This is a genomic window from Lutibacter sp. (assembly GCF_016342705.1).
GTDB lineage: Bacteria > Bacteroidota > Bacteroidia > Flavobacteriales > Flavobacteriaceae > Lutibacter.
Genome location: NZ_JAEINV010000002.1, coordinates 109443 through 131733 on the forward strand (window position 1 = coordinate 109443; position 22291 = coordinate 131733).

Consider the following 22291-nt stretch of genomic DNA (forward strand, 5'->3'; position numbering starts at 1 on the left):
TTAATTATCCTTTAAAACTATTTCCAAAAAGGGTATCAATTTCATCTTTTTTAAAGAAAGCACTAGAACCAAAAGTATTTAGCAATAGATTATTTTGTCTGATTTTAACCAAACTTTGCCCATTAATTTGATGATATTCAAATTTTACAATGGTTTCATCACCCGCTTTAATAATTATTTGATGGCTTCTATTTTTTTTAAAACCATCTGCAATAATACTGTAAATACTTTCTTTAAACGTAAAATGAAAGGTGTTTTCTGTTAAAACTTCATGCGAAGAAAGGATATCAGAATATGTTAATGAAAATCTGTTATTTTCTTTCAATAATTTAAGTGAATGACTGCCACTTTTTACAAATCCTATCTGCTGACTAAAAACAGTAATGGTAGTTGAAAAGAAAAATACAATTAATATAATTATAATACGCATTTAAATGGGCTGACTTTTTATTATTTCAGTTTTAATAATTATGATATATCAAATTAAAACCAACCGCAAAAATAAACTTATCTTTGGGTTAAGCCCTAGAATTGCTTAATAATTTTAAAAAAAAGCACTTATTATAATTTCTAATTCAAAAATTATTAGTTAGCCCTTATTCTTGTTTTTTAGACTTTCATATAATTAGTTCATTATTAATATATTGCCTATTTATAACTTAGCATTTAGAAACTTCCTATAGTTGAAAAACACTCAATAAAGCGCAAGAAACTTTAATATGCTATTATATAACCTTTAAAACAAAAAATTGATTAAAAATTAATTTCGAACAAAACATTGGCTAAGTAACAAACCAAAAAAGCCTTTGCATTGCTTTAAAGTCTTTAATTAAATTTTCTTTCCTTCTTTAAAGAAGCTACTACTGGAATTCATTAATTCAACACAATTATATAAATAGTATTGGATTCAATTTTTATTATTTATTTGAAATACTTATTTATTTTAATAAATAATTTATCCTTTTTAAGTGGTTTTGGAATATAATCATTGCAACCAGCTTCAAGAGCTTTTTCTCTATCACCTGATAGTGCAAATGCAGTTTGAGCAATGATAATTACTTCCTTATTATATTCGCGTATTTTACGTGTCACTTCATAGCCATTAATTCCTGGAATTCCAATATCCATTAAAATAAGGTCAACATCTGAATTTTCACTTAAAGTATCCAGTGCTTTATAGCCATTATCTGCAAGCAGCAACGCTTTGGCAATAGGAGTTAATAATTCTTCTAAATATAACTGTGTCACCATATCATCTTCTACAATTAAAATTTTTAAAGGAGGAATTTCTGATGATACAACATTATTTAAGTTTTTATGAAAAGCTGGTGCAGTATTTTGTGTAAATGTTTGACTAGCTATTGTAAAACTAAAAGTGGAACCAACTCCTTCCTTTGATTCTAACACAATGGTACCACCCAACATTTCAACATATGCTTTGGAAATGGCAAGTCCTAAACCAGAACCTTCGTAAACAGCTTTGTCTTCAATATCAGCCTGCACAAAACGATCAAAAACAAAAGGCTGTCGTTCTAAAGGAATTCCAATTCCTGTGTCCTTTACATTAAACTCAACCTGATTTCCTTTATGATAGCATCCAAATTCAACAGTGCCTTTTTTCGTAAATTTAAGTGCATTTTTTATTAAATTTACAAGTACAGCATACAATTTTTCCTTATCAGTTTTCACCATGGCTAGCGAATCTGGTATAGCATTAACCATTAAAAATTGAATTCCTTTTGTATCTGCTTCAGGTTTAAAAAACGCATAAAGCTCTTCCATTTGACTGTTTAAATTGAATTCAGAAAGCGCAATTTTCATTTGGCCCGACTCTATTTTTGAAATATCCACAATATCATTAATAGTTGTCAACAATCGTTTCCCACTTTTTTCGATAATATTGATATATTTCTGCTGTTTCTCATTACTTAAGTCAGGAGATTTTAACAGTCCAGAAAACCCGAGAATTCCGTTCATTGGTGTACGAATTTCATGACTCATATTGGCTAAAAATGCTGATTTTAGGCGGTCGCTTTCTTCTGCTTTTTCTTTTGCTAAAATCAATTCGTTCTCTATTATTTTTTTTTGAGTAATATCTTGTGCAGTTCCATAAACACCTATTATTGTATTGTTATTATCCTTATTTATATTTCCTTTTGAAATTATTTGCTTTACATTACCGTTTTCTGTGATAATATCCAACTCAATTTCATAAGGAATTTCACGCTGAATGCAATCTTGAATTGATTTATCAAGTATTGCAAAACTTTCTTTGGTAAAGTATGATTGATGAACTGAATAGTTTGGTGCTGGTAAATCATAAGACCGCTCAAAAATATTAAATAATTCTTTTGACCATGTTACGATATCGGTGGCGGTCATATATTCCCAATTCCCAACATGTGATAATGCCTGTGCTTCCAACAACTTTCTTTCGCTTTCTTCTGCTTTTTCTTTGGCCTTTACCAAATCTTGCATCATTTCCCTTTTTTCGGTAATATCTTCTTTTATAGCCAAGTAATATTTTATGATGCCGTTTTTATCTCGTATTGGAGATATTAAAGCGCTTTCCCAATACAATTCGCCATTTTTCCTTTTATTATGAAATTCCCCGTTCCAAGATTTTCCTTCTTTTACTGTATCCCATAATTTTTGATATTCTTCTTTTGTTTTCTCACCCGATTTTAAAATTCTAGGGGTTTTTCCTATAGCTTCTTCTAATGAATAGCCCGTAACTTCAACAAATTTTTGATTAACATACTCAATTTTCCCATCTAAATCTGTAATTAGAATACTAGCAGGACTTTGTTCAACCGCACTCGATAATTTTATTAACTGTTCTTCAGATATTTTTGCATCAGTGACATCGCGTTGGGTTCCCCACTGCCTTATTAAGTGTCCATTTTTAACAATTCCAATAGAACTATTTAGGTAATATTTAATCTCCCCATTTTCATCTGGTTCTTCCGTTTCATTATTTTCTGAACGATAGCCTGCTTCAATAAAATGTTTAATTGCTTCTCTGTTTTTAAGGTTATCACTTCCTCCGTGAAGTTCCAATTGACTTTTTCCAAGAATATCTTTCAAATTTTTTATCCCGTACATCCTCATAAAAGCCGTATTGCATTCTGCAATAAATGCATGGTTGTACAAATAGTCAATTTGTTGTTCTACAGATAAATGAACAGACATTGGGGTATCCAATTCAAAACGATAAACGCCTTCCGACACCTGTGAAATAAAACTTTCATATCGTTCTTTACTGGCTCGTAATTTGTTTTCAATTTTTTTCCGCTTAGAAATATCATGGTCAACACCTCTATATCCAAGCAGTTCATTTTGAGCATTTAAAATAGGCGAACCACTTGTTTGAAGTATAATAATACTACCATTTTTATGAATATTGGAGTTCTGGAACCTCTTGAAATTTTTCTTTTTTGAAAAAGTTTCAAAAGCTATTTGCTTTAAAACCTCCTTGTTTTCAGGTATAAAAAAATCGTAAAAATATTTTTTACCCACCAATTCTTCCGGAGTATATCCTAAAAGAGTGAAACTCATTTCACTGGAATAGGTATACATTCCATTGTTATCAACTTCCCAAATCCATTCTCCAGCAACCTCTGCAATGCTTTGAAATCTAATTTTACTTTCAACTAATTTAGCTTGCGTTATTTTACGCTCCTCAATCTCTTTTTTAAGTGTTTTATTGGCGCTTATAAGTTCTTGTGTCCGTTTATCAACAATTTTTTCAATGGCTGTTTTTTCCTCTCTAAGAATGTCTTCAGAATATTTAATGCGCAGCATTACTTTAATCTGAGCAATCAATTCTGCAGGTTCAATTGGTTTTGCAACAAATGCATCAGCACCCAATTCCAAAGCTTTAATCTTACTTGCTGCATCCGTTTTTATAGCAGTTACCATGGCAATTGGTATGTGCTTTGTCAATTCATTTGATTTCAACATTTTACAAGCCTCATAACCATCTATTCCCGGCATAATAACGTCTAATAATATGGTGTCTGGTTGTTCTTCAATTGCCAATCGAATTCCTTCCTTAGCTGATGTTGCTGTTATTACCTCATTTCCTGGGAGAAAAGATTTAATGACCGCTTTTATGGTAATTAAATTATCTAACTGGTCGTCTATTGCTAAAATTTTACTCATGTTTTAGGGGAAAATAATTTTACAATTATGCTCATCAAAAAATGTATTTAATTCGCTAAGCATCATGTGCGCTATCAATATAAACTACTATTTTACAAATGTTTTTGAAGCAATATTTTAATTTTTGCTTTTAATTCATCATTATCAATTGGTTTGGTCACATATTCATCAAACCCAACCGCTATTATTTTTTCTTTATCACTTTTCATGGCTCTTGCCGTTAACGCAATTATTGGAATAAATTTGGTTTCACTATTATTTCTTAGTGCTTCAATCACTTCATAACCACTCTTTTTAGGTAAGGAAATATCTAGTAAAATTAAATCTGGCAATTCATCAATAGCCATTGTAATACCTTCTTCACCATCCACTGCTTCCGTTAACATATATTCCTTCCCTAACACAGCTTTTACAGTAAGACGATTATCTGGATTGTCTTCTACAACCAATATTTTAGGTATTTGATGATCTGAAGGAGTTTTTCTTACTATGAGTTCATTGCTTTTTTCTTCCGTTTTTATAGGAATTTCAGGACCGCTTGTTATGGGATTTGATTTCATTCTTAGCATTGTTTTAACTTCATTTAAAAGTCCTTTGCTATCAATATCTCCTTTTTGAATAAGTTGGTACACGTTATTATTTGATAATTGTGCCAATTCATTTTTTGTAACATTTTTAGCCGTTAAAATTAAAACTGGCAATTGTTTTGTAGCGGTTGTACTTCGTAAGTTTTCTAGTAACTCAAAACCATCCATTCCAGGCATCATTAAATCTAGAATGATTGCATCTGGTATTGTTTTGGCTGTATAAGACAATGCCTGCATTCCATTATTTGCAACAGCTACTTCAATTCCTTCTTTTTCGAGAATTTTTTTAACTTGTAGTATCACCACCTCATTATCTTCAACCATCAAAATTCTTTTTACAGATTTTGAGGTTTCAATAGGTAAAATTGGGTGTTCAACAGTTTTTAGTTGCTCTAAAATTCTGTTTATTTCTTGGTAAACAGTAGAAGGTTCTATCATACTTTTATTAAGTACGGATGATACCCTTCCCGAAAGTTGTTCTTTCTCTTTTCTGGTTAAATCTTTTGCAGTGACTACAATAACCGGTAAATCTTGTGTTTTTTCATTTTTACGTATTTCATTCAACACTTCAAAACCATCCATTCCTGGCATCATTAAATCAAGAATTAAAATATCAGGTTTGTTAGTTTCTAAAAGTGCTAAGCATTGATTTCCGTTTTCAGCCTGAATATCTTCTATATTTTCATTTTGTAAAATAGCATGCAAATGATTTCTATCTATGGAATTGTCATCAACAATTAATAGCTGTTTTGGTTTTGGGTTTAATTTTTTGATTTCCCGAATTAATTCTTTTCTATTCACAGGTTTAGAAACATACCCTATAGCTCCCAAAGCAAAACTGGTTTGTTTATCATCAGAAACTGAAATTATAATTACTGGAATATTGGCTGTTTCTGGATTTTTTTTCAAATTTTGCAACACTTCAAAGCCATCCATTTCAGGCATCATAAGATCTAGCGTTATTGCAAATGGTTGTAACTTAACAGCTAACTTTAAAGCTTCTTTTGGAGATGTAGTTCCAATGGTGTCATAGCCATTTTCTTCTAAACTATGCGAAATTTGTTGAACAATTTTAATATCATCATCTACCACCAAAATTGTTTTTTTAAGATGGTTACTTCCTTTAAAAGGTACAAAGTTCAATTCATCTTCATCAAGTACCCCTTCCCATTCTATAGGCAATGTAATTGTAAAAACAGAACCTTGTCCTTTGCTACTTTCTACAGCAATGGTTCCAAATAACGCTTCTGTCATTTTTTTTGCAATAGCTAATCCTAACCCAGTTCCTTCATAAGGCCTAGAGGTAGAGCCATCTGCTTGCTTAAACTCATTAAAAATATATGGAAGTTCTTTTTCAGAAATTCCAATTCCGGTATCTTTTATTTTAATTTGTAAACATGTATCTTGTGAATGAATACTTACGCGAACACTTCCTTTCTCCGTAAATTTTACAGCATTTCCAATAATATTTGATAACACTTGCTGCAACCTGTTTTCATCCGTTTCAATTTGAATATTTGTTGGTGGCGCTTCATAAACCAACTTAATGTTTTTTTGATTGGCCAATGGGGCTATATTTTCAACAATTTCACTTACTAAACTAGATAACGAAAATGCAGCAGGGTACATTTCCATTTTGCCCGCTTCAATTTTTGATAAATCTAAAATATCATTAATTAACGACAATAAACGTTTTCCGTTGCGTTCTACTACTTCTAAATATTCATTTTCATCATCAGAAAGTTTGTCTTTGGCTTGTAATCTTAACACCTGAGAAAGCGCATTAATAGAGTTTAAAGGCGTGCGCAGCTCGTGACTCATATTTGATAAAAATTCACTTTTAAGCTGATTTGCTTCTTCCACTTGAATGCGTTGCATTTCCAATTCTTGGTTTTGCATTTGCATTTCATCTGCTTGCGATTGAAGCTCTTCACTTTGCTCTTGTAATTCTTCCGTTTGCATTTCCAATTTTTGATTGGAAATTAATAGGGTATTTGCTAAAGTTTCTGTCTTTTCACTGGCTAATAAATTGGCATAAGAACTGTTTAAGGTAATTTGAGATAGTTTTAAAATCTCCAATGATTCTATAGAAAATTGATTTAAATGTGCCAATGAAATTAGGGCAACAACCACATTATTATGTATTATTGGAATTGTAATAAGTTCCTTAGGTGTAATTTCACCAACACTTGTTTTATATTGAAAACTTGAGTTTTTAGGTAATTCTTTTAAATATTCAATTTTTTTTGAATTAATTGCTTTTCCAAATTCTCCTTCTGGAAAATCAGCTTTAAAAGATGGCATCATATTTTTGTGCGCTCCAACAGAATCAAAATGCTGATACTCGGCTTCCATCTCATTTAACACGTAAAATGCGCCCATGCAAGCACCTGTATTATTAATCAACTGATTTAAAATGGCCGTAACATAGTTTTGTTGCGTTTTATGACCAATCATATGTTCCGCTAACAATGAAAGACCTCCTTGAATGGTTGACTCTGATGCAATTTTTTTAACCATTTCATTAACAGATTTCCCTAATTCGCCTATTTCGTTTCTTGAAATAATAGTGCTATAAGCAGTGTAATCTCCTTGCGCTATTTTTTTACTTACGGCATTTAATTCCGTAATTGGTTTAGAAATAGTTTTACTAATAAAAAAAACCAATACTGAAACAACAATAACCGTTAAAGCTAGTAGCAAAATTAACATTTTACTTAGCGCATCAATTGGTTCATTTAATTCATCCCAATCTTGTTTACATATAAATCCCCATTTTATTTCGGGAATGTATGTGTATGCAGCCAAAACTTCTACGCCGCGGTAATCTTTACTTCTAATAATTCCTGTTTTTCCTGTTGCAGCATTTACAGCAGGCATTGCATTAATTTTTAACTTTAATACAGCATCTTCCTTCCAGCGAAGTTCATTTAATGGCATTAAATTTGAGTTCACAATAAAAGTTTCTCCTGTTTCTCCCAACCCTGTTCTGTTTAAAAGAATTGAATACAATGAATTGTCAAGATCAATTCTAGTAACCAAAACTCCTACTATTTCTTTATCATTTCCTGTCCCTCTATGAATGGGTTCAGAAAAAGCCATTGTATTTTTTTTGAGGTCTGAAGAATAATAAATATCCTTAATATAAAAACGGTTGCTTTTAATAGCCTCTACAAAGTAAGGATCTGTTGACCTATCACGCCCTTCTAACTCCTGATTTGTTGATATTTCAATGAGGCCCGTTTTTACATTGATTATAAAAATTTCATCATATGAATCATAATTTATCAAAGTTCTTTTTAACAAGGTTTTAATTTCATTTTTTAAAAGCTGATTACTCTCAAAGGAATTAGATGTCTTAAATAATCCTTCAGAGGTCTTTTCTTCAATACTTTGTAAAGTAACTTGAAAATCACCGTTTCGTTCTTTTATCCATTGCTGAAGTTGATTAACTTTCATTTCTCGTGCAATTTCTAGCTTTCTGTATGTTTTTTCTTCAATAACCTTAGTGCTATTTCTGTAGGTAATAAACATTCCTATTAATAACGGCAAAATAGCCAATGTTAAAAACCAAAAGGCAAGATTTGTGCGAATTTTTGAAAATAAATGCTTCGTCATATTGTTTACTTCTTTTTAAAGGTGAATTCTAAATTCAAGCATAAATACTTTAAAAGATTACTGAAATATAACCTCATTACAATAGTATTCCATTGGTTAAACATAACTAACTCTTCTTTTGCCAAAATAAAATTGTTATTTTTAGGGTGAATTTTAATAGTTTTAAATATTGCATTTTTTTCAACAATTCTAAATGTATGGTAGTTTCTCCAAGAATTGAATTTGTTTTTTGTAGTCTTTAGTTGAGTTTTAATTTGCTTAAAACAAAAAAAAGACATCGTTATTATAAATAACAGTATCCTTTGTATACTTGAAAGTATTAAACCATTTATATATTGGAAAATACCCATTTCTATCAATGTTAATTAATTAAAAATGTAAACGAATAAAGTTATTGAATTTTTTTGAATATTTTACAGTTGTTGCTAATATTTTTAAATTTATTTACATAATGGTTAATTGGTGTTTCTGCCTCCCCCAGCATTAGTATTCCATTGGTTTTTAATGATTTATAAAGTTTTGAGAAAATATGTGTTTGATGCTCTAACTTAAAATAAATTAGAACATTTCTGCAAAGTATTAAATCAAAATCGCCGAATACACTTTCACTTGGTGCATAACTATGTGAATCTAATAAATCATATACTGAAAATTGCACCATTTTTTTTATTTCAGGAACAATAAAATGTTTGCCGTCCTTTTCTGTGAAGTATTTTTTAAACAGCCCAACTTTTACATTATACATACTTTCATTAGCATACGCTCCCAAACCTGCAATTCTAACTGCTTCTTTATCAACATCTGTTGCAAAAATTTGAATGTTTATAGCTGTTTTTTCTTTTAACTTTAATTCATTTAACAGCATTGCTAGCGAATACGCTTCTTCACCATAAGAGCAACCCGCAGACCAAACTCTTAGCGATTTATCCTCCTTTTGTTGCTTTTCAAAAATAATTTTTTCTAGTATTTCTTTGGAAAGTATTTCAAAACATAAAGAATCTCTAAAAAACTCACTTACATGAATCCTAAAATTATCAATTAATAAGGCAGGTTCATCCAAATTATTTTGAAGATAAAACAAATAATTTTCCAGAGTTTTAATTCCGGTTTTCATCATCCTATTTTCAATTCTCCGTTCCAACATTCCAACTTGGTAAGCCCCAAAATCAAATAATTTTTCCTTTTTTAGATATTCTAAAATGGGTACGTATTTATTTTTCATCATTATACCAATATATTAGTCCTTCCGTTGCCCATAATTAGGCCTTTCGAAAATACACATTATTATTCTATTTTTAATCATATGAAATTTAATAAATTACACCCGTTATTTGTTCCTCAACAATTCAATTATAAAATAACTTACATAAATACTCTCATTATTTTTAAGGCTATTTTTCAAAAATAAATATACCATAAGAGGGTTCCACGGATAAGATGTTAGTATTGCTTAACTCTTTAAAATTAACTTGTGTAGTAACTGGTTTATTTTCCTTATGAGTTTATTTGTTTTAATAGTAGGATAACTGCAAAACATCTAGATGTTTACATCATAACATCTAGATATTATAGGGAAAACATCTAGATGTTTTACTTCAACTGCTTAGCTACCAATATTAAACTCCTCATTAAATTAACACATTTACTTAACTAAATTATAAAACAATCCTAGTAATGCAGTTGTTTTAATAGTTGAATGGTATATGCTTACAAAAAAGTTAATTAAAAAGAGATTTCGAACAAAACTTTACATACGAAGAAAACAAAAAAAAGCCTTTACATTGCTGTAAAGGCTTTAACAAAAGTAGCTCCCCCTATTACTCGAAGTTGCAACCAAGCTTTCGTATTTTTACGATTTAAGGAGGTTCTAAATATCTTTAAATCAAAATTAAATTGTTAAAATCAGCACATTATTTACTGAGAATATATAGTGATAATGTCGTTTTTTCATAATTCTAAGGTATTTGTTTTTATTTAAACAGTCTTAAAATAATGTCCGAGTAACTGTAGTAACTTCAAATTAAAATTTGTAGTTTTATGGGACACTAATGTCTAAAAATGAAAAAATTAATTCAAATTGGATTTGTTTTAACAACAATATTGCTTTTCACACAATGTTTTAAGGATCCTCTGCCAGATCCAACTAATGATTCAATGAATCCCATCGATCAGATTCAGTTTCCCGATCAGTTTGATTTTTCAACAACTCAAATTGTTGATATAAATCTTTCAGCACCAGATGTATTTATTGGATCAATATTCGAGATCAGTTATATGAATAAGGATAAGTCAAGCGTATTTATATCTCGTGGAACTTTTGATGAAAATAGCAAATACCAGATGAAGGTAACTGTTTCTAAATTAATTGACACGCTCTATGTTAATTCCAAATCATTTGGACTGGAAAAACAGGTAGCCTTGCCGATAACACAAAATAAAGTCACCTACAATTACAACACTAATTACAATGCGGAGCGCGAAACCGATTTTATTTATGGAAAAAAATTGGCAAAGGTTGATGCTATTTCCTATGCGCCACGCGAAACCGATTTTATTTATGGATTAAAATCGGCAAAGGTTGATGCTTTTTCCTATATGGGTGCATATACTGCAAACGGCTATCCAAGTTACCTGTTTCAGGTGAATGATCATTCGTGGGAGTCACTATTAAGTAATTTGAATCAGACGCTTCCTGAAGGAGTCTCAGTTCCTTTAACCAAACCATCATTTCTGGAAAGTGGAAAACAATCGAATTTGGTACTGAAAGAGAATACAAAAGTATATGTCACTTTTGCAGGTGAAGGAACCAATCTTCAAAGTGCGCTTGGATATTTCATCTATGATGGTTCTAAACCCATCAACTTACAGCATAAAATCATTTTTCCCAATGCTTCTACACCTGGCAGTGGAGGTTCATTGCATAGCGGGGACAAGGTATTGCTTGGTGAATTTCCTGCAAATACAGTTATCGGTTGGTTTCTTGTACCCAATGGCTGGGATAAGAGTATCAAAAAAGTGACTGACACCCAAGGGGTGTATTATTCTGTTCCGAACTTTAACAGCGAATCGAATCCAGAATTAAATCAGCATATGATCATGTTGAAAGATATTCAAAACGAAGTAATTGTACTGGGATTTGAAGATTCTCTAAGAAGTTTACCAACCTGTGACAATGATTTTAACGATGTAGTGTTCTACATTACCCTTGACCGACTTGCTGCTGCCGACCTATCAAATGTTAGCAATACAATTTCCCCGGTTGATACCGATGGTGACGGAATAATTGATAGTATAGATGAATATCCGCTAGACCCCAATAAAGCATTCAACAATGGTGGAGGAGCTGGATCATCAGGATCACTGGCTTTTGAAGATCTTTGGCCGAACAAAGGTGATTACGACTTTAACGATCTGGTATTAGACTACCAATTCAGTAATGACACTGATGCAAACAACCAGGTAAAAACACTCAACATCGGTCTGACAATAAGACATATAGGTGGTTCGTTCAGAAATGGATTTGGCATTGAATTACCAGTATCTGCTGCCTCAGTTGAGAGCGTAAATGGGGCAAAATACACCAAGACATATCTAAATATTGCTCCAAATGGTGTCGAAAGCGGAATGAGCAATGCCATTATTTTCCCATTTGATGACGGATGGGGAGTAGTAGGAGAAACGTTAAATATTTCAGTTACTTTTATCGAAGCGGTGGATCCTTTAACTCTTGGCAGTTATCCATACAATCCATTCCTTGTTGTAAACGGGATAAGAGGAAAAGAAATTCACCTTCCTGATTTTCCACCTACAGCAGGTTCTAATCATACGTATTTCGGGCAAGGAGCTGATTATTCCAGACCTTCGATTGGATTATATTATCGATCAGCCCAAAATCTTCCCTGGGCTATCAATATAACAAATAGTTATGCTATTCCTGCTGAAAAAAAATCTATCAATTTAGGATATTTGAAATTTGTTGATTGGGCAAAATCGGCAGGAGAACAATTTCCTGATTGGTACCAGGACTTAACTGGATATCGTGATTATAATTTTTTGAATTAATTATTTAGCTGGTTTTACTCGGTAATAAAATTGTTTCCACTAAAGGTCGTGCATAATTCTGTCAAGATGCACCGTTTATTCTTTCTCGCCGTTGAAAGCAAATACAAGTATGGCATTTAAAGAATTTGAATCAGCAAAGAAAATGAAGTAGTTAGAATGATAAAGAAAATCAACTATTGAATCCTAAAAGTTCAACCTACAAATCATTTATCTCACTGGTGTAAATCGTCAGCAAAAAGTGGACTGATTTTAATAATTTCATAGAGAGTGTTTTCAAAAATAATTATACCTGAATCATCATCATAAAACAGAAATTTCAACCAAAACCTTGCTCAAACCTTGCGCATAAAAAAAGGTTCCAAAACTAAATGTCTTGAAACCCTTGCTGGTGTTGCTCCCCTTCTTGACAGAAGCTGCAGCTGGAATTCACTAATTCAATACGCAATTATAAGAAAATTAATGGATTAACTTTTTTTGTTTTCTTAAAAACCACAGTTTACAATTTCTTTTTAATGTTTGTTCTTTTAATTTGTTTTTAACTTACCGTAAAATTACTGGAGGTTAAATGAACTGATTGAATATATTTAAATTTAAATATACCCTGTTATCGTTCTTAAAAACCACAATAAATAATTTTTAAAGTAATACTTTTTTTGCTGACGATTTACAATTTTTCTAAGTGCATTATATGTTAACTTTTTTGTCTCATCATAACGAGTTGATACACACAAGGAATCACTACTAGATTCAAAATCGTAGCAGATAACAAACCACCTAAAATAACAACAGCCATTGGGCTTTGTATTTCACTTCCCGGTTCGCCACCTTTTAAAGCTAATGGAATTAACGCCAAACCTGTTGTGAAAGCTGTCATTAAGATTGGGTTTAATCTATCTAATGCCCCAGTTTTTATCAATTGAAATCCTTGCATTCCTTCTTTTCTCAAATCCTCATAACGTGACACCAATAAAATACCATTACGTGTAGCTATTCCAAAGAGACTAATAAATCCAATAGTTGCCGCAATACTGATAATTCCTGACGTGAAATACACGATTAAGATACCACCAATTAGAGCTAGAGGCAGATTTATTAATACTACAAAAGCCAGTTTCACATCTTTAAATTCATAATATAACAAAAGGAAAATAATAACTATTGCAATGATTGCAGTAACTAATAGTAAAAGTGATGCTTTAGATTCACTTTCAAACTGTCCGCCATATTCTACTCGGTAGCCTTCTGGCATATTCACATTGTTTGCAACAACTTCTTTGATTTCATTTACCGCACTATGTATATCCCTGCCCTGAACATTTGCTGCTACTACAATTTTACGTTGTACATCTTCACGATTGATAGTGTTTGGACTGCTTACAGATTGAATGATTGCCAATTCTCCTAATATGGTTTGACCACCATTTGGCAGACTGATTAAGGTATTGTTGATGTTCTCAATATCATCTCTAAATGGTTTTTCATAGCGTACTACCAAATCAAAATACTGTTGTCCTTCGTAAATTTCACCCGCTTCTTCACCAGAAAAAGCAATATCTACTTGTTCCATTAAATTACCCACAGTCATTCCATAAGCGGAAAGAATTTGGCGTTTTGGTTTGATGCGTATTTGTGGTACTTCAATTTGTTGATCTACCGCAACGTCTGCCAATCCGTCAATATCTTTGATGTTCTGTTCTACGCTTTTACCTACTTCAAACAAGCGTTGTAAATCTGAACCAAAAATTTTAATAGCAATATTAGCACGTGTACCTGAAAGCATATGGTCAATACGGTGTGCAATAGGTTGCCCTAATGTAATATTTACGCCTGGGGCAATGCTTAATTTACTACGCACTTCTTCAAAAAATTCTTCTTTGGTTTTGTCTTTCAAAATAAAGGGAACATCTATTTCTGAAGCATTTACACCTTGTGCGTGTTCATCTAATTCTGCTCTTCCTTGTCTTCGTGTAACGACTTCCACTTCGGGTAAATCCAATAAAATCTGCTCTATCAATATCCCTGTTTTGTTGCTTTCTTCCAATGACATTCCCGGAGGTCCAACGACACTAATTACCAAAGAACCTTCATTAAATTCGGGTAAAAAACTTCTTCCCAATTGAGTTAAAATTACAATACTAATGATAAATGCAATTATTGTCGCTCCTATAATTGTTTTGGGAATAGTTATGGCTCGTTCCAAAAGCCTTCCATAATGTTTTTGTAACCAACGTTCAACACGTGTTCCTTCTGAACGTTTCAAGAGTAGTTTTTCGTTTTTCAATAAATAAGAACACAAAATAGGTGTAACTGTTACAGCAACAATCAACGAGGTTAATACTGAAGTTACAAACGCAATTCCTAAAGGTTTTAATAATCGTCCTTCCATCCCACTTAAAAAGAATAGTGGAATAAATGATACAATGATAATTAGTGTTGCGATAATGATGGAACTTCTTATTTCTACTGATGCATCTCTAACAACAGTTAATGTTGGTAAACGTTCATCTTTTGGTTTTTTAATGTTCTCTCGTAATCGTTTATACACATTCTCAACATCAATAATAGCGTCATCAACCAATGCGCCTATTGCAATTGCCATACCTCCTAAACTCATTGTATTAATGGTGTATCCCAACCATTTTAAAATGATAATGGATACCAATAATGAAATAGGAATCGCTAACAATGAAATAACTGTAGTTCTCCAATTCATTAAAAAGATAAAAAGGATAATCATTACAAAAAATGCACCTTCTAACAGCGTTGCATTTAAATTACTTATGGATGCTTCAATAAAATCAGATTGTCTAAAAATGTGACTTTTGATGTTTACACCTTTCGGTAGGCTTTTTTCCAAATCTGCAACAGCTTCATCCAAACGGTCTGTCAATTCCAATGTGTTTACATCGGGTTGTTTAGAAATGGTTAAAATTACCGCTGGTTTTCCGTTTAAAGAACCATCGCCAATTTTATCGGCAGCACCAATTTGAATAGTTGCAACATCTTTTATTTTAATGGTTTGACCATTGACTTGTTTTAAAACAGCTTCCTGTAAATCTTCCAAATCATAGGCTCTTCCACTACCTTTAATGATATATTGATTTCCATATTGATTGATAACGCCACCCGGTGCATTTTTGTTTGCCTCCTTAACGTATTTTAACAATTCCGTAAGACTTACGTTGTAATGCTTCATCTTTTCTGGATTGGCAAATACTTGGTATTGCTTGTAATCGCCACCAATGACCACCACATTTGCAATACCACCAATCGCTTTAATTCGTGGTCGAATTGTCCAATCGGATAAGGTTCGTAATTCCATTGCAGACAAAGTATCTGATGTTACACCCAAGAGCATTATTTCTCCCATAATAGATGAAATTGGTGCCATTGTAGGTGCTCCAATACCTTCAGGTAAATTCTCTCTTACCATTGGGATACGTTCGCTCACAATTTGTCGGGCTCTATAAATATCTGTTCCCCATTCAAATTCTACCCAAACAATGGAAATTCCTGCTGCTGATGACGAACGGATCCGTCTCACATTTGGTGAGCCATTTAAGGCTGTTTCCAATTGATAGGTTACTAATTTTTCTACTTCTTCAGATTCCATTCCGTGCGCTTCGGTAAGAATGGTTACCGTAGGTGCCGTTAGGTCTGGGAATACATCGACATTCATTGTACTTGCATAATACGCACCCAATAAACTCAATGCCACCGCACCCAATAAAATGAGCAATCTGTTATGAAGTGAAATTGATAATATTTTGTTTAACATTCTCTTCGTTTTTTAATGTTCGTGACCGTGTGCAGGTGTTGAACCAGACATTGAAGCCATTTTAACTTGATATGCGCCTGTAGTTACAACCACTTCTCCAACTTTCAATCCTTGAAGTATTTCTACATTCTCGCCATTGCGTTTTCCGATTTTTATAGGTCGTCTTTCAAAATTTTCTCCAGATAATTGCACCATAACGGAATAACTTCCATAATCTTCCAATAAAGCATTTACAGGAATCATTGTGTTTTTGGTTGCATTACCCATTGCAATTTGAACCTGCGTTAAGCTACCTTCTGGCATATCAATATTCTCATTAACTTGTGCAAAAACTGAAATAAGGGGTCTGTTATTATCTACATCTTTAGCTATAGAAAGTATGGAGCCTCCAGACGTTGCAACATTACGCCATTGACCATCCTTGGTTTGAAACCAAATACCTTGCACGTTCTCCATTGTAAGACCATAAGAAGGTGCTATTTGTGTTTTTAATACTCTAGATTGAAGTGTCCCTACCGTTACCAATGCTACACCTTGGTCTACATAATCGCCATTGGCAACATTAATTGCTGTAATGAAACCATCAAAAGGTGCACGAATTTGTTTTCCACCACCGAAAACTCCTGATGAAAGACTTTGGTAGTTGGATTTTGCAATATTGTAATTGCTTTCTACTTTTTCAAATTCTGCCTTTGGAATAATTTTCGATTCGTATAGCTCTTTCTTTCTATCATATTCGGACTTGGCTTGTTGGTATTTCGCTTTCGATGAAGCAATATCTGTACTCAAATTATTAGATGCTAAACCTTGACTGCTAACATTCATTAATAACTGTCCTTGTTTTACCTGTGTTCCTTCCGTAAGATTGTTTACTGCAAAATCAACTACACCATTAGATGTAGCTACCAATGTTTTTACCGAACCTGATGCAGGCGTCCAAACACCTGATGTATTGATCACATCATAAATTTCACCTTTAACTACAGGTGCTGTTTGAAAGTCGATTTTCCAAGCCTGCTCTTTTAAAAACGAAATGCTACCATCATCTTCGGCAGTACCCAAGGCTTTTATGGCTTCATCTATATTCGCATATACAGTAACATTATCAATCGTGATTTTGTCTGAATATTCTGGTGTCGTTAATTCAAAAACCAATTGATAATTTCCTGCTTCTTTAGGTTGAATGACAGGCGAAAATATACCAGGTGATGAAGGTGCTTCTACCGTATTTCTGATGCCTTTATCATCTTTTATCAAACTAACAGTTACCGAGCCGTCTCTAACAGGTTGGTGCTTATTTAGTACCGTAAAATGAGCAGCGAACCTACTTCCATTCCCAACAATTAAAGCTGGGAATTCTACAAATAGTTCTGTTTTGTCTGTCCAAATGGTATGATCCAAACGAGGAATTTCTTCTCCTGCGTGACTACCATCGGCATTATGTGCGTGTGCATCTTCTGCCTTGTTGCTACAAGACATTGCCAAAAAGGCAAGCACTATTATTATATATTTCATGTCTTTCTAATTATTTATATTTTAATGATCGTGGTGTTCAGCACCATCCTCGTGTTTGTGGATTTCCGGCTTTATTTCTGTAGAATCTTTTTCTACTTGAAATTCTTCTTGCTCAATCTTTTCATCGTTCATATGATTGCCATCAGCGTCGTGTTCGTGACCGTGATCTTCAGTAGTTTTTGTTTTTGTATCTCCACAAGATATAGTAACCATTGAACCTATCATTAATGCGAATATTATTTTTGAAATTTTCATAATTTATATTTTAAAATTTATAATTGATGTTTTAGTAATTGTGCTTGAAGCAATTGTAATTCCTTTTCCATTTGAAGCATTTTATCTGAAGCATTTCTGTAAAACTGAAGTTCTACATAGTAATCCATAAACGAATACTCACCCAACATATAGGCTTTTAAAAGTAATTTCTCACTTTCCAAATTACCCATTGTGCTTTGATACTCCTTGTATTTTGAGTGCATCAATTGATAGCGACTAAAGGTTTCTTGAAATTGCGAGTACAGTGATGCAGTGATAACTTGGGTATTAGATTGCTGATACTCATAATTAGCTTGTGCAGCTTTTACTTTATTCTTACTACTCCATAATGGAATAGAAATTCCGCCGTAAAAACCAGAATAATTATCTCCGTTTACACCCTGATAGTTATAGCCAAGTGCTAAATTAGGAAGCGCTTTATTTTTCTCCAATTTCACTTTTTGTAAGGAAGCATTTTCATTAGCGTTTAATTCTTGTAACCAAGGATCCTTCAGTAATTTTTCCTGCCAAAGATTTTCTATACTTGCTATTTCTGTTGAAGTTATAGTTTCTGAAAGTCCTTCAAGAGGTTTATCACCATTTAAGGTTTTAAGTTTGGATAGTAGAATTTGGATATCGTTTTTAATCTTCTCAACAACAAACTGCTCTTGAATCCAGGCAATTTTGGCTTTATTTAAATCTAAAATACCTACCTGTTCCTTATTAAAAAGTTCTTGAATTTGGTCAAAAACCTGTTTGCTCTGGGATCTTCTATCGGTTTCAATAGTCTTTTGTTTTTGTAAGAAAGTAAGTTCTATAAGAAACTCCTTTGCATTCAATAAAACTTCCTGCCTTTTCTTTGCATAGGCAGTTTGTATTTCCATCGATTTTAAATCGTTCCATTTACCACGCGCAGCATATACCGTAGGAAACTCAAAAGATTGTGATATTTGATATTCTGTATAAGCATCTGTTGTATTATCGCCATAGGGCAAATAATAGCCTGAGAGCTGTGGGTCGGGTAAATTGTTAGCGCTCTTGTTTTCGAGTTGTTGACTTTCAACAAAGAATTGATAGCCTTTCAACGCTGTATTGCTCTGTTCAATTTCATTAAGTAATTCCTCTAAATTTTTAGTTTGAGAGAAGCCACTAACAAAAGACAGGCATCCGCAAATTGCGAATACTATTAGTTTATTCATTGTTTGTGATTTTTAAGTTTAATCTTGCCTGTCGGCAGACAGGTCTAAATTTATAAAAAGGACTACTAACACAGAGGTAAGTATTCCTAAATGTTTAACCTAAAGATGGTGGGCCTCGTGAATCGAGGGAAGAGAGATATGAGTTAAAATAATTATTAGGAGGGTGATAAACCCTTATTTTTTCAACTTCATCATAGTTTACAAAAACAGTATAATAATTCACCGAAGCTGGCGCACTTTTATACGTTTTAACAATTAACTGTTTTACACTACTTGTATGTGTTAGAAGTATTTCACTAGATACTGTTATATTCACATGCATTTCCAAAAACAAATCTAAAAACCCCTTGTAAGGAATTTCTTTTTCTGGAACATCGTGATCGTGACTGTAATTGTCGCTATGAGCAACCGCTTTATGCGTATGCTCAACGTCGTGCTCGTGATGCCAATGTGGCAACACCTGATGCAGCATCAACATAGAGAATATCCCTAAAAAGAAAAGTGCTTTTATGTTGTTGTGTTTTTGCATCAATCGCAAATATAGTATAATTTCTGAAAAAAATTATTTAAGTCGTCACTAAAAAGTGAACTGATAATAACCTTTTCTTTGAGACTATTTTCTAATAATTTTCAATTTATTCAGAAAATATTAAAATGGAAGATTTTTCAAATGAATAGACACACTGGGCTCTAAAATAATCACCGTTAGTACATAACAGATATTATACTGAGTCATAAGGTTTGTATTACTAACGATTCCCATTTTAAAAAACTATATTATGAGAATGGTAAAGCTGCAGCACCTTCATTCACTCCATCAATAGAGATTTTAATGAATGCCAGTAAGGTTTTGGAAAATTCTAAAAATAAAAAAGAGGTCAAAAATGACCTCTTTTTTGATAAGCTCCCCTTCTTGACAAAAGCTGCAGCTGGAATTCCATCATTCAATACGCAATTATAAGAAAATTAAGGAGTTAACTTTTTATCATTCTAAAAGATGATCAACATTTCGTAAATTTGCGTTTTATTGATGTAAATAGAATATGTTTAAACCTAAATTAAATAATTAGAATCATTCCTCATTTTTGATGAAGATTCACAGTAATAAACAGATTAAATATTCAATATAAACATACTTGAATTTTAACTATTTCTTTTTTACAGCTTCAATAGTTGCTGAAATAATATAATTTTCAATACCTGTTTCAGGCCTCCAATCTTTAATAAATTCTCTGCTTTTAGATTTTGATTCAATTCTAATTTCTGAAAAACCAGCATTGCTAAGTAAGGTTTGTATTACTTCAATTGAAGAAGCTCCAGACATACAACCACAAATAAGTGATATATCATTTCTAAATTCATCAGGAAATTCAGCAGTAGCAGCTATATCAGATATTGCAAGACGCCCACCGGGTTTTAAAACTCTATATGCTTCATCAAACACTTTCTCTTTTTCTGGAGATAAGTTAATTACACAATTAGAAATAATTACATCTATTGTTGCGTCGGCAACTGGTAGATGTTCTATTTCTCCAAGTCGAAACTCAGTATTGTTGTAATGGCCTTTTTTTGCATTGTTTCTAGCTTTTGAAATCATTTCAGCAGTCATATCAACTCCTATAACTTTTCCTCTTTCACCTACACTTTTTGAAGCCAAAAAGCAATCAAAACCTCCTCCACTTCCAAGATCTAAAACTGTTTCTCCTTGTTTAAGTGAAGCGATAGCTTGCGGGTTACCGCAACCAATACCCATATTTGACCCTTCAGGCACATTCGCGTATTCTGTTCTAGAATATCCCAATGCATCAGAAACATTGGCTAAATCATCTTTGGTACTGCCACAACAATTTGAATCACTACTTTCTTCCAAACTATTTCTTAAGGCTACTTTTCTGAAATTTTCTAGTACAGATTCTCTAATTTTGCTATTTGAATTTTTTTCCATCTTTAAATTATTTATTTTTAACCAAGACGGATTACAGTTCAAAAAGACGCGAATTTTTGAATTAATATTTTTTTAACTAAAAAAAGCCTCCATTTTTGGAAGCTTTTTAAGGTACTATTTAATAAAATAAAAGGACTTAACAATATCTACGACTTGCACCAAAAATACTTTTAGATGATTGTCTGCATAATGTTCGTGTTGCTGAATACATTGTATAGTTTCTATTCGTAATCAATGTTGTACTTTTTGAAGATTTTTTTGTTTCCATTTTGTGCGTTTTAAAATTTATAATCACAACCAAGACTAATTAAGTTTAAAAAAGACGCATCATTTACTGATTATTTTTTTTTGCTTAAATGCTTTTGTAATGGTTCACAGCTTTGTTTAATTTCTAAAGAAAGAAGATTTCCTTTTTCATCTAATTCCAAAATACTGCATTCAATAATTTTTTCTTTTAATAACTTTCTTGCTCTTTGAATCCTACTTTTTGTAGCTGTTAAACTCAAATTTAGTTTTGTTGAAACTTCAGCCTGTTTTAACTCTTCTATATCCGATAATTGCAATGGAATTGCATATTTTTCTGGGAGTAATTCGATAAGAGGCTTCAATAAATCTTCAACCTCCTTGTAAGAATTATTTTCATCCTTTTCGAACATTTCAGGAACTTCGTGTATAAATTTATTTTCTTTCTTTAAGTAATCAATTGTAGTATTATGGGCAATTTGAAACATCCAAGACCTCACATTCATAATCTCAGAACCAGAACAACAAGAATTATAAATTTTCATCAATACTTCATGAGATAAATCATTTGCGGTCTCTTCATCTTTTACTTTTTTTAGAATATAAAATTTTAATCCATTTTTATAATCGAGCCACAGGGATGAAACTTCTGAATATTTATTAATCTTTGTCATTTTATTTTTAATTAGAATCAATGGCTAAGTTATCTATGTTTGTTCGGAATGTTTAAAGTTACTTAAATTTTTATTTTAACATAATAGAACAATTTTATATTTGTAAAAAGTCAGCAAAAAAGGCGATTATTATAACAATTTCATAGCGCTTATTTTCAAAACACAAAAATTATATTAATCAGAACGATTTTCAATGAATTAGTGTAAATCAGTCCACTTATTTTTGAAGATTTACAACAATGGAAAAATTA

The 22291-nt window shown here is 32.2% G+C and carries 12 protein-coding genes; 1 reads left to right on the forward strand and 11 read right to left on the reverse strand.

Annotated features, from left to right (window positions below):
• Window positions 1-4 precede the first annotated feature (4 nt).
• The 4 genes from JEY78_RS02475 to JEY78_RS02490 all read right to left on the reverse strand — a co-directional run bounded on the left by JEY78_RS02475 (window position 5) and on the right by JEY78_RS02490 (window position 9594).
• Window positions 5-430, reverse strand: a complete 426-nt coding sequence (locus JEY78_RS02475) for a hypothetical protein (protein WP_291846509.1) — start codon at window positions 428-430, stop codon at window positions 5-7.
• A 491-nt stretch (window positions 431-921) separates the two neighbouring features.
• The gene (locus JEY78_RS02480; protein ID WP_291846510.1) at window positions 922-4164 is read right to left on the reverse strand and encodes a PAS domain S-box protein; all 3243 of its coding nucleotides are present in this window, start codon (window positions 4162-4164) and stop codon (window positions 922-924) included.
• 92 nt (window positions 4165-4256) lie between these two features.
• Window positions 4257-8369, reverse strand: coding sequence for a response regulator (locus tag JEY78_RS02485; protein ID WP_291846511.1), 4113 nt, complete (start codon window positions 8367-8369; stop codon window positions 4257-4259).
• Window positions 8370-8760: 391 nt separating this feature from the next.
• On the reverse strand, window positions 8761-9594 hold the full coding sequence (locus tag JEY78_RS02490) for a protein-glutamate O-methyltransferase CheR (RefSeq protein WP_291846512.1): 834 nt from the start codon (window positions 9592-9594) through the stop codon (window positions 8761-8763).
• Window positions 9595-10427: 833 nt separating this feature from the next.
• On the opposite strand from JEY78_RS02490, the gene JEY78_RS02495 reads away from it, so the two are divergent.
• Complete coding sequence (locus JEY78_RS02495) at window positions 10428-12431, forward strand: LruC domain-containing protein (RefSeq protein ID WP_291846513.1); 2004 nt, start codon at window positions 10428-10430, stop codon at window positions 12429-12431.
• Between the two features lie 691 nt (window positions 12432-13122).
• On the opposite strand, the gene JEY78_RS02500 is transcribed toward JEY78_RS02495, so the two are convergent.
• The 7 genes from JEY78_RS02500 to JEY78_RS02530 form a co-directional block, all read right to left on the reverse strand.
• Window positions 13123-16209 (reverse strand): efflux RND transporter permease subunit, encoded by a 3087-nt coding sequence (locus tag JEY78_RS02500; protein WP_291846514.1) that lies wholly within the window; start codon window positions 16207-16209, stop codon window positions 13123-13125.
• A gap of 12 nt (window positions 16210-16221) precedes the next feature.
• The gene (locus JEY78_RS02505; RefSeq protein WP_291846515.1) at window positions 16222-17724 is read right to left on the reverse strand and encodes an efflux RND transporter periplasmic adaptor subunit; all 1503 of its coding nucleotides are present in this window, start codon (window positions 17722-17724) and stop codon (window positions 16222-16224) included.
• 21 nt (window positions 17725-17745) lie between these two features.
• Window positions 17746-17949 (reverse strand): hypothetical protein, encoded by a 204-nt coding sequence (locus tag JEY78_RS02510; protein ID WP_291846516.1) that lies wholly within the window; start codon window positions 17947-17949, stop codon window positions 17746-17748.
• A gap of 47 nt (window positions 17950-17996) precedes the next feature.
• Entirely contained in the window at window positions 17997-19178 is a 1182-nt protein-coding gene (locus tag JEY78_RS02515; RefSeq protein ID WP_291846517.1) for a TolC family protein, read from the reverse strand.
• 94 nt (window positions 19179-19272) lie between these two features.
• The gene (locus JEY78_RS02520; protein ID WP_291846519.1) at window positions 19273-19707 is read right to left on the reverse strand and encodes a hypothetical protein; all 435 of its coding nucleotides are present in this window, start codon (window positions 19705-19707) and stop codon (window positions 19273-19275) included.
• 618 nt (window positions 19708-20325) lie between these two features.
• Complete coding sequence (locus JEY78_RS02525) at window positions 20326-21123, reverse strand: arsenite methyltransferase (protein WP_291846520.1); 798 nt, start codon at window positions 21121-21123, stop codon at window positions 20326-20328.
• Between the two features lie 338 nt (window positions 21124-21461).
• Window positions 21462-22040: a sigma-70 family RNA polymerase sigma factor gene (locus JEY78_RS02530; RefSeq protein ID WP_291846521.1), complete on the reverse strand. Its 579-nt coding sequence runs from the start codon at window positions 22038-22040 to the stop codon at window positions 21462-21464.
• Window positions 22041-22291: the final 251 nt, after the last annotated feature.

Excerpts from the sequence above, each read along its gene's own strand:
- JEY78_RS02480 (WP_291846510.1), bottom strand. The coding sequence starts at position 4,164 with ATGAGTAAAATTTTAGCAATAGACGACCAGTTAGATAATTTAATTACC.
- JEY78_RS02530 (WP_291846521.1), bottom strand. The coding sequence starts at position 22,040 with ATGACAAAGATTAATAAATATTCAGAAGTTTCATCCCTGTGGCTCGAT.
- JEY78_RS02515 (WP_291846517.1), bottom strand. The coding sequence starts at position 19,178 with ATGAATAAACTAATAGTATTCGCAATTTGCGGATGCCTGTCTTTTGTT.
- JEY78_RS02505 (WP_291846515.1), bottom strand. The coding sequence starts at position 17,724 with ATGAAATATATAATAATAGTGCTTGCCTTTTTGGCAATGTCTTGTAGC.
- JEY78_RS02495 (WP_291846513.1), top strand. The coding sequence starts at position 10,428 with ATGAAAAAATTAATTCAAATTGGATTTGTTTTAACAACAATATTGCTT.
- JEY78_RS02500 (WP_291846514.1), bottom strand. The coding sequence starts at position 16,209 with ATGTTAAACAAAATATTATCAATTTCACTTCATAACAGATTGCTCATT.
- JEY78_RS02510 (WP_291846516.1), bottom strand. The coding sequence starts at position 17,949 with ATGATAGGTTCAATGGTTACTATATCTTGTGGAGATACAAAAACAAAA.
- JEY78_RS02525 (WP_291846520.1), bottom strand. The coding sequence starts at position 21,123 with ATGGAAAAAAATTCAAATAGCAAAATTAGAGAATCTGTACTAGAAAAT.
- JEY78_RS02475 (WP_291846509.1), bottom strand. The coding sequence starts at position 430 with ATGCGTATTATAATTATATTAATTGTATTTTTCTTTTCAACTACCATT.
- JEY78_RS02520 (WP_291846519.1), bottom strand. The coding sequence starts at position 19,707 with ATGCAAAAACACAACAACATAAAAGCACTTTTCTTTTTAGGGATATTC.
- JEY78_RS02490 (WP_291846512.1), bottom strand. The coding sequence starts at position 9,594 with ATGATGAAAAATAAATACGTACCCATTTTAGAATATCTAAAAAAGGAA.
- JEY78_RS02485 (WP_291846511.1), bottom strand. The coding sequence starts at position 8,369 with ATGACGAAGCATTTATTTTCAAAAATTCGCACAAATCTTGCCTTTTGG.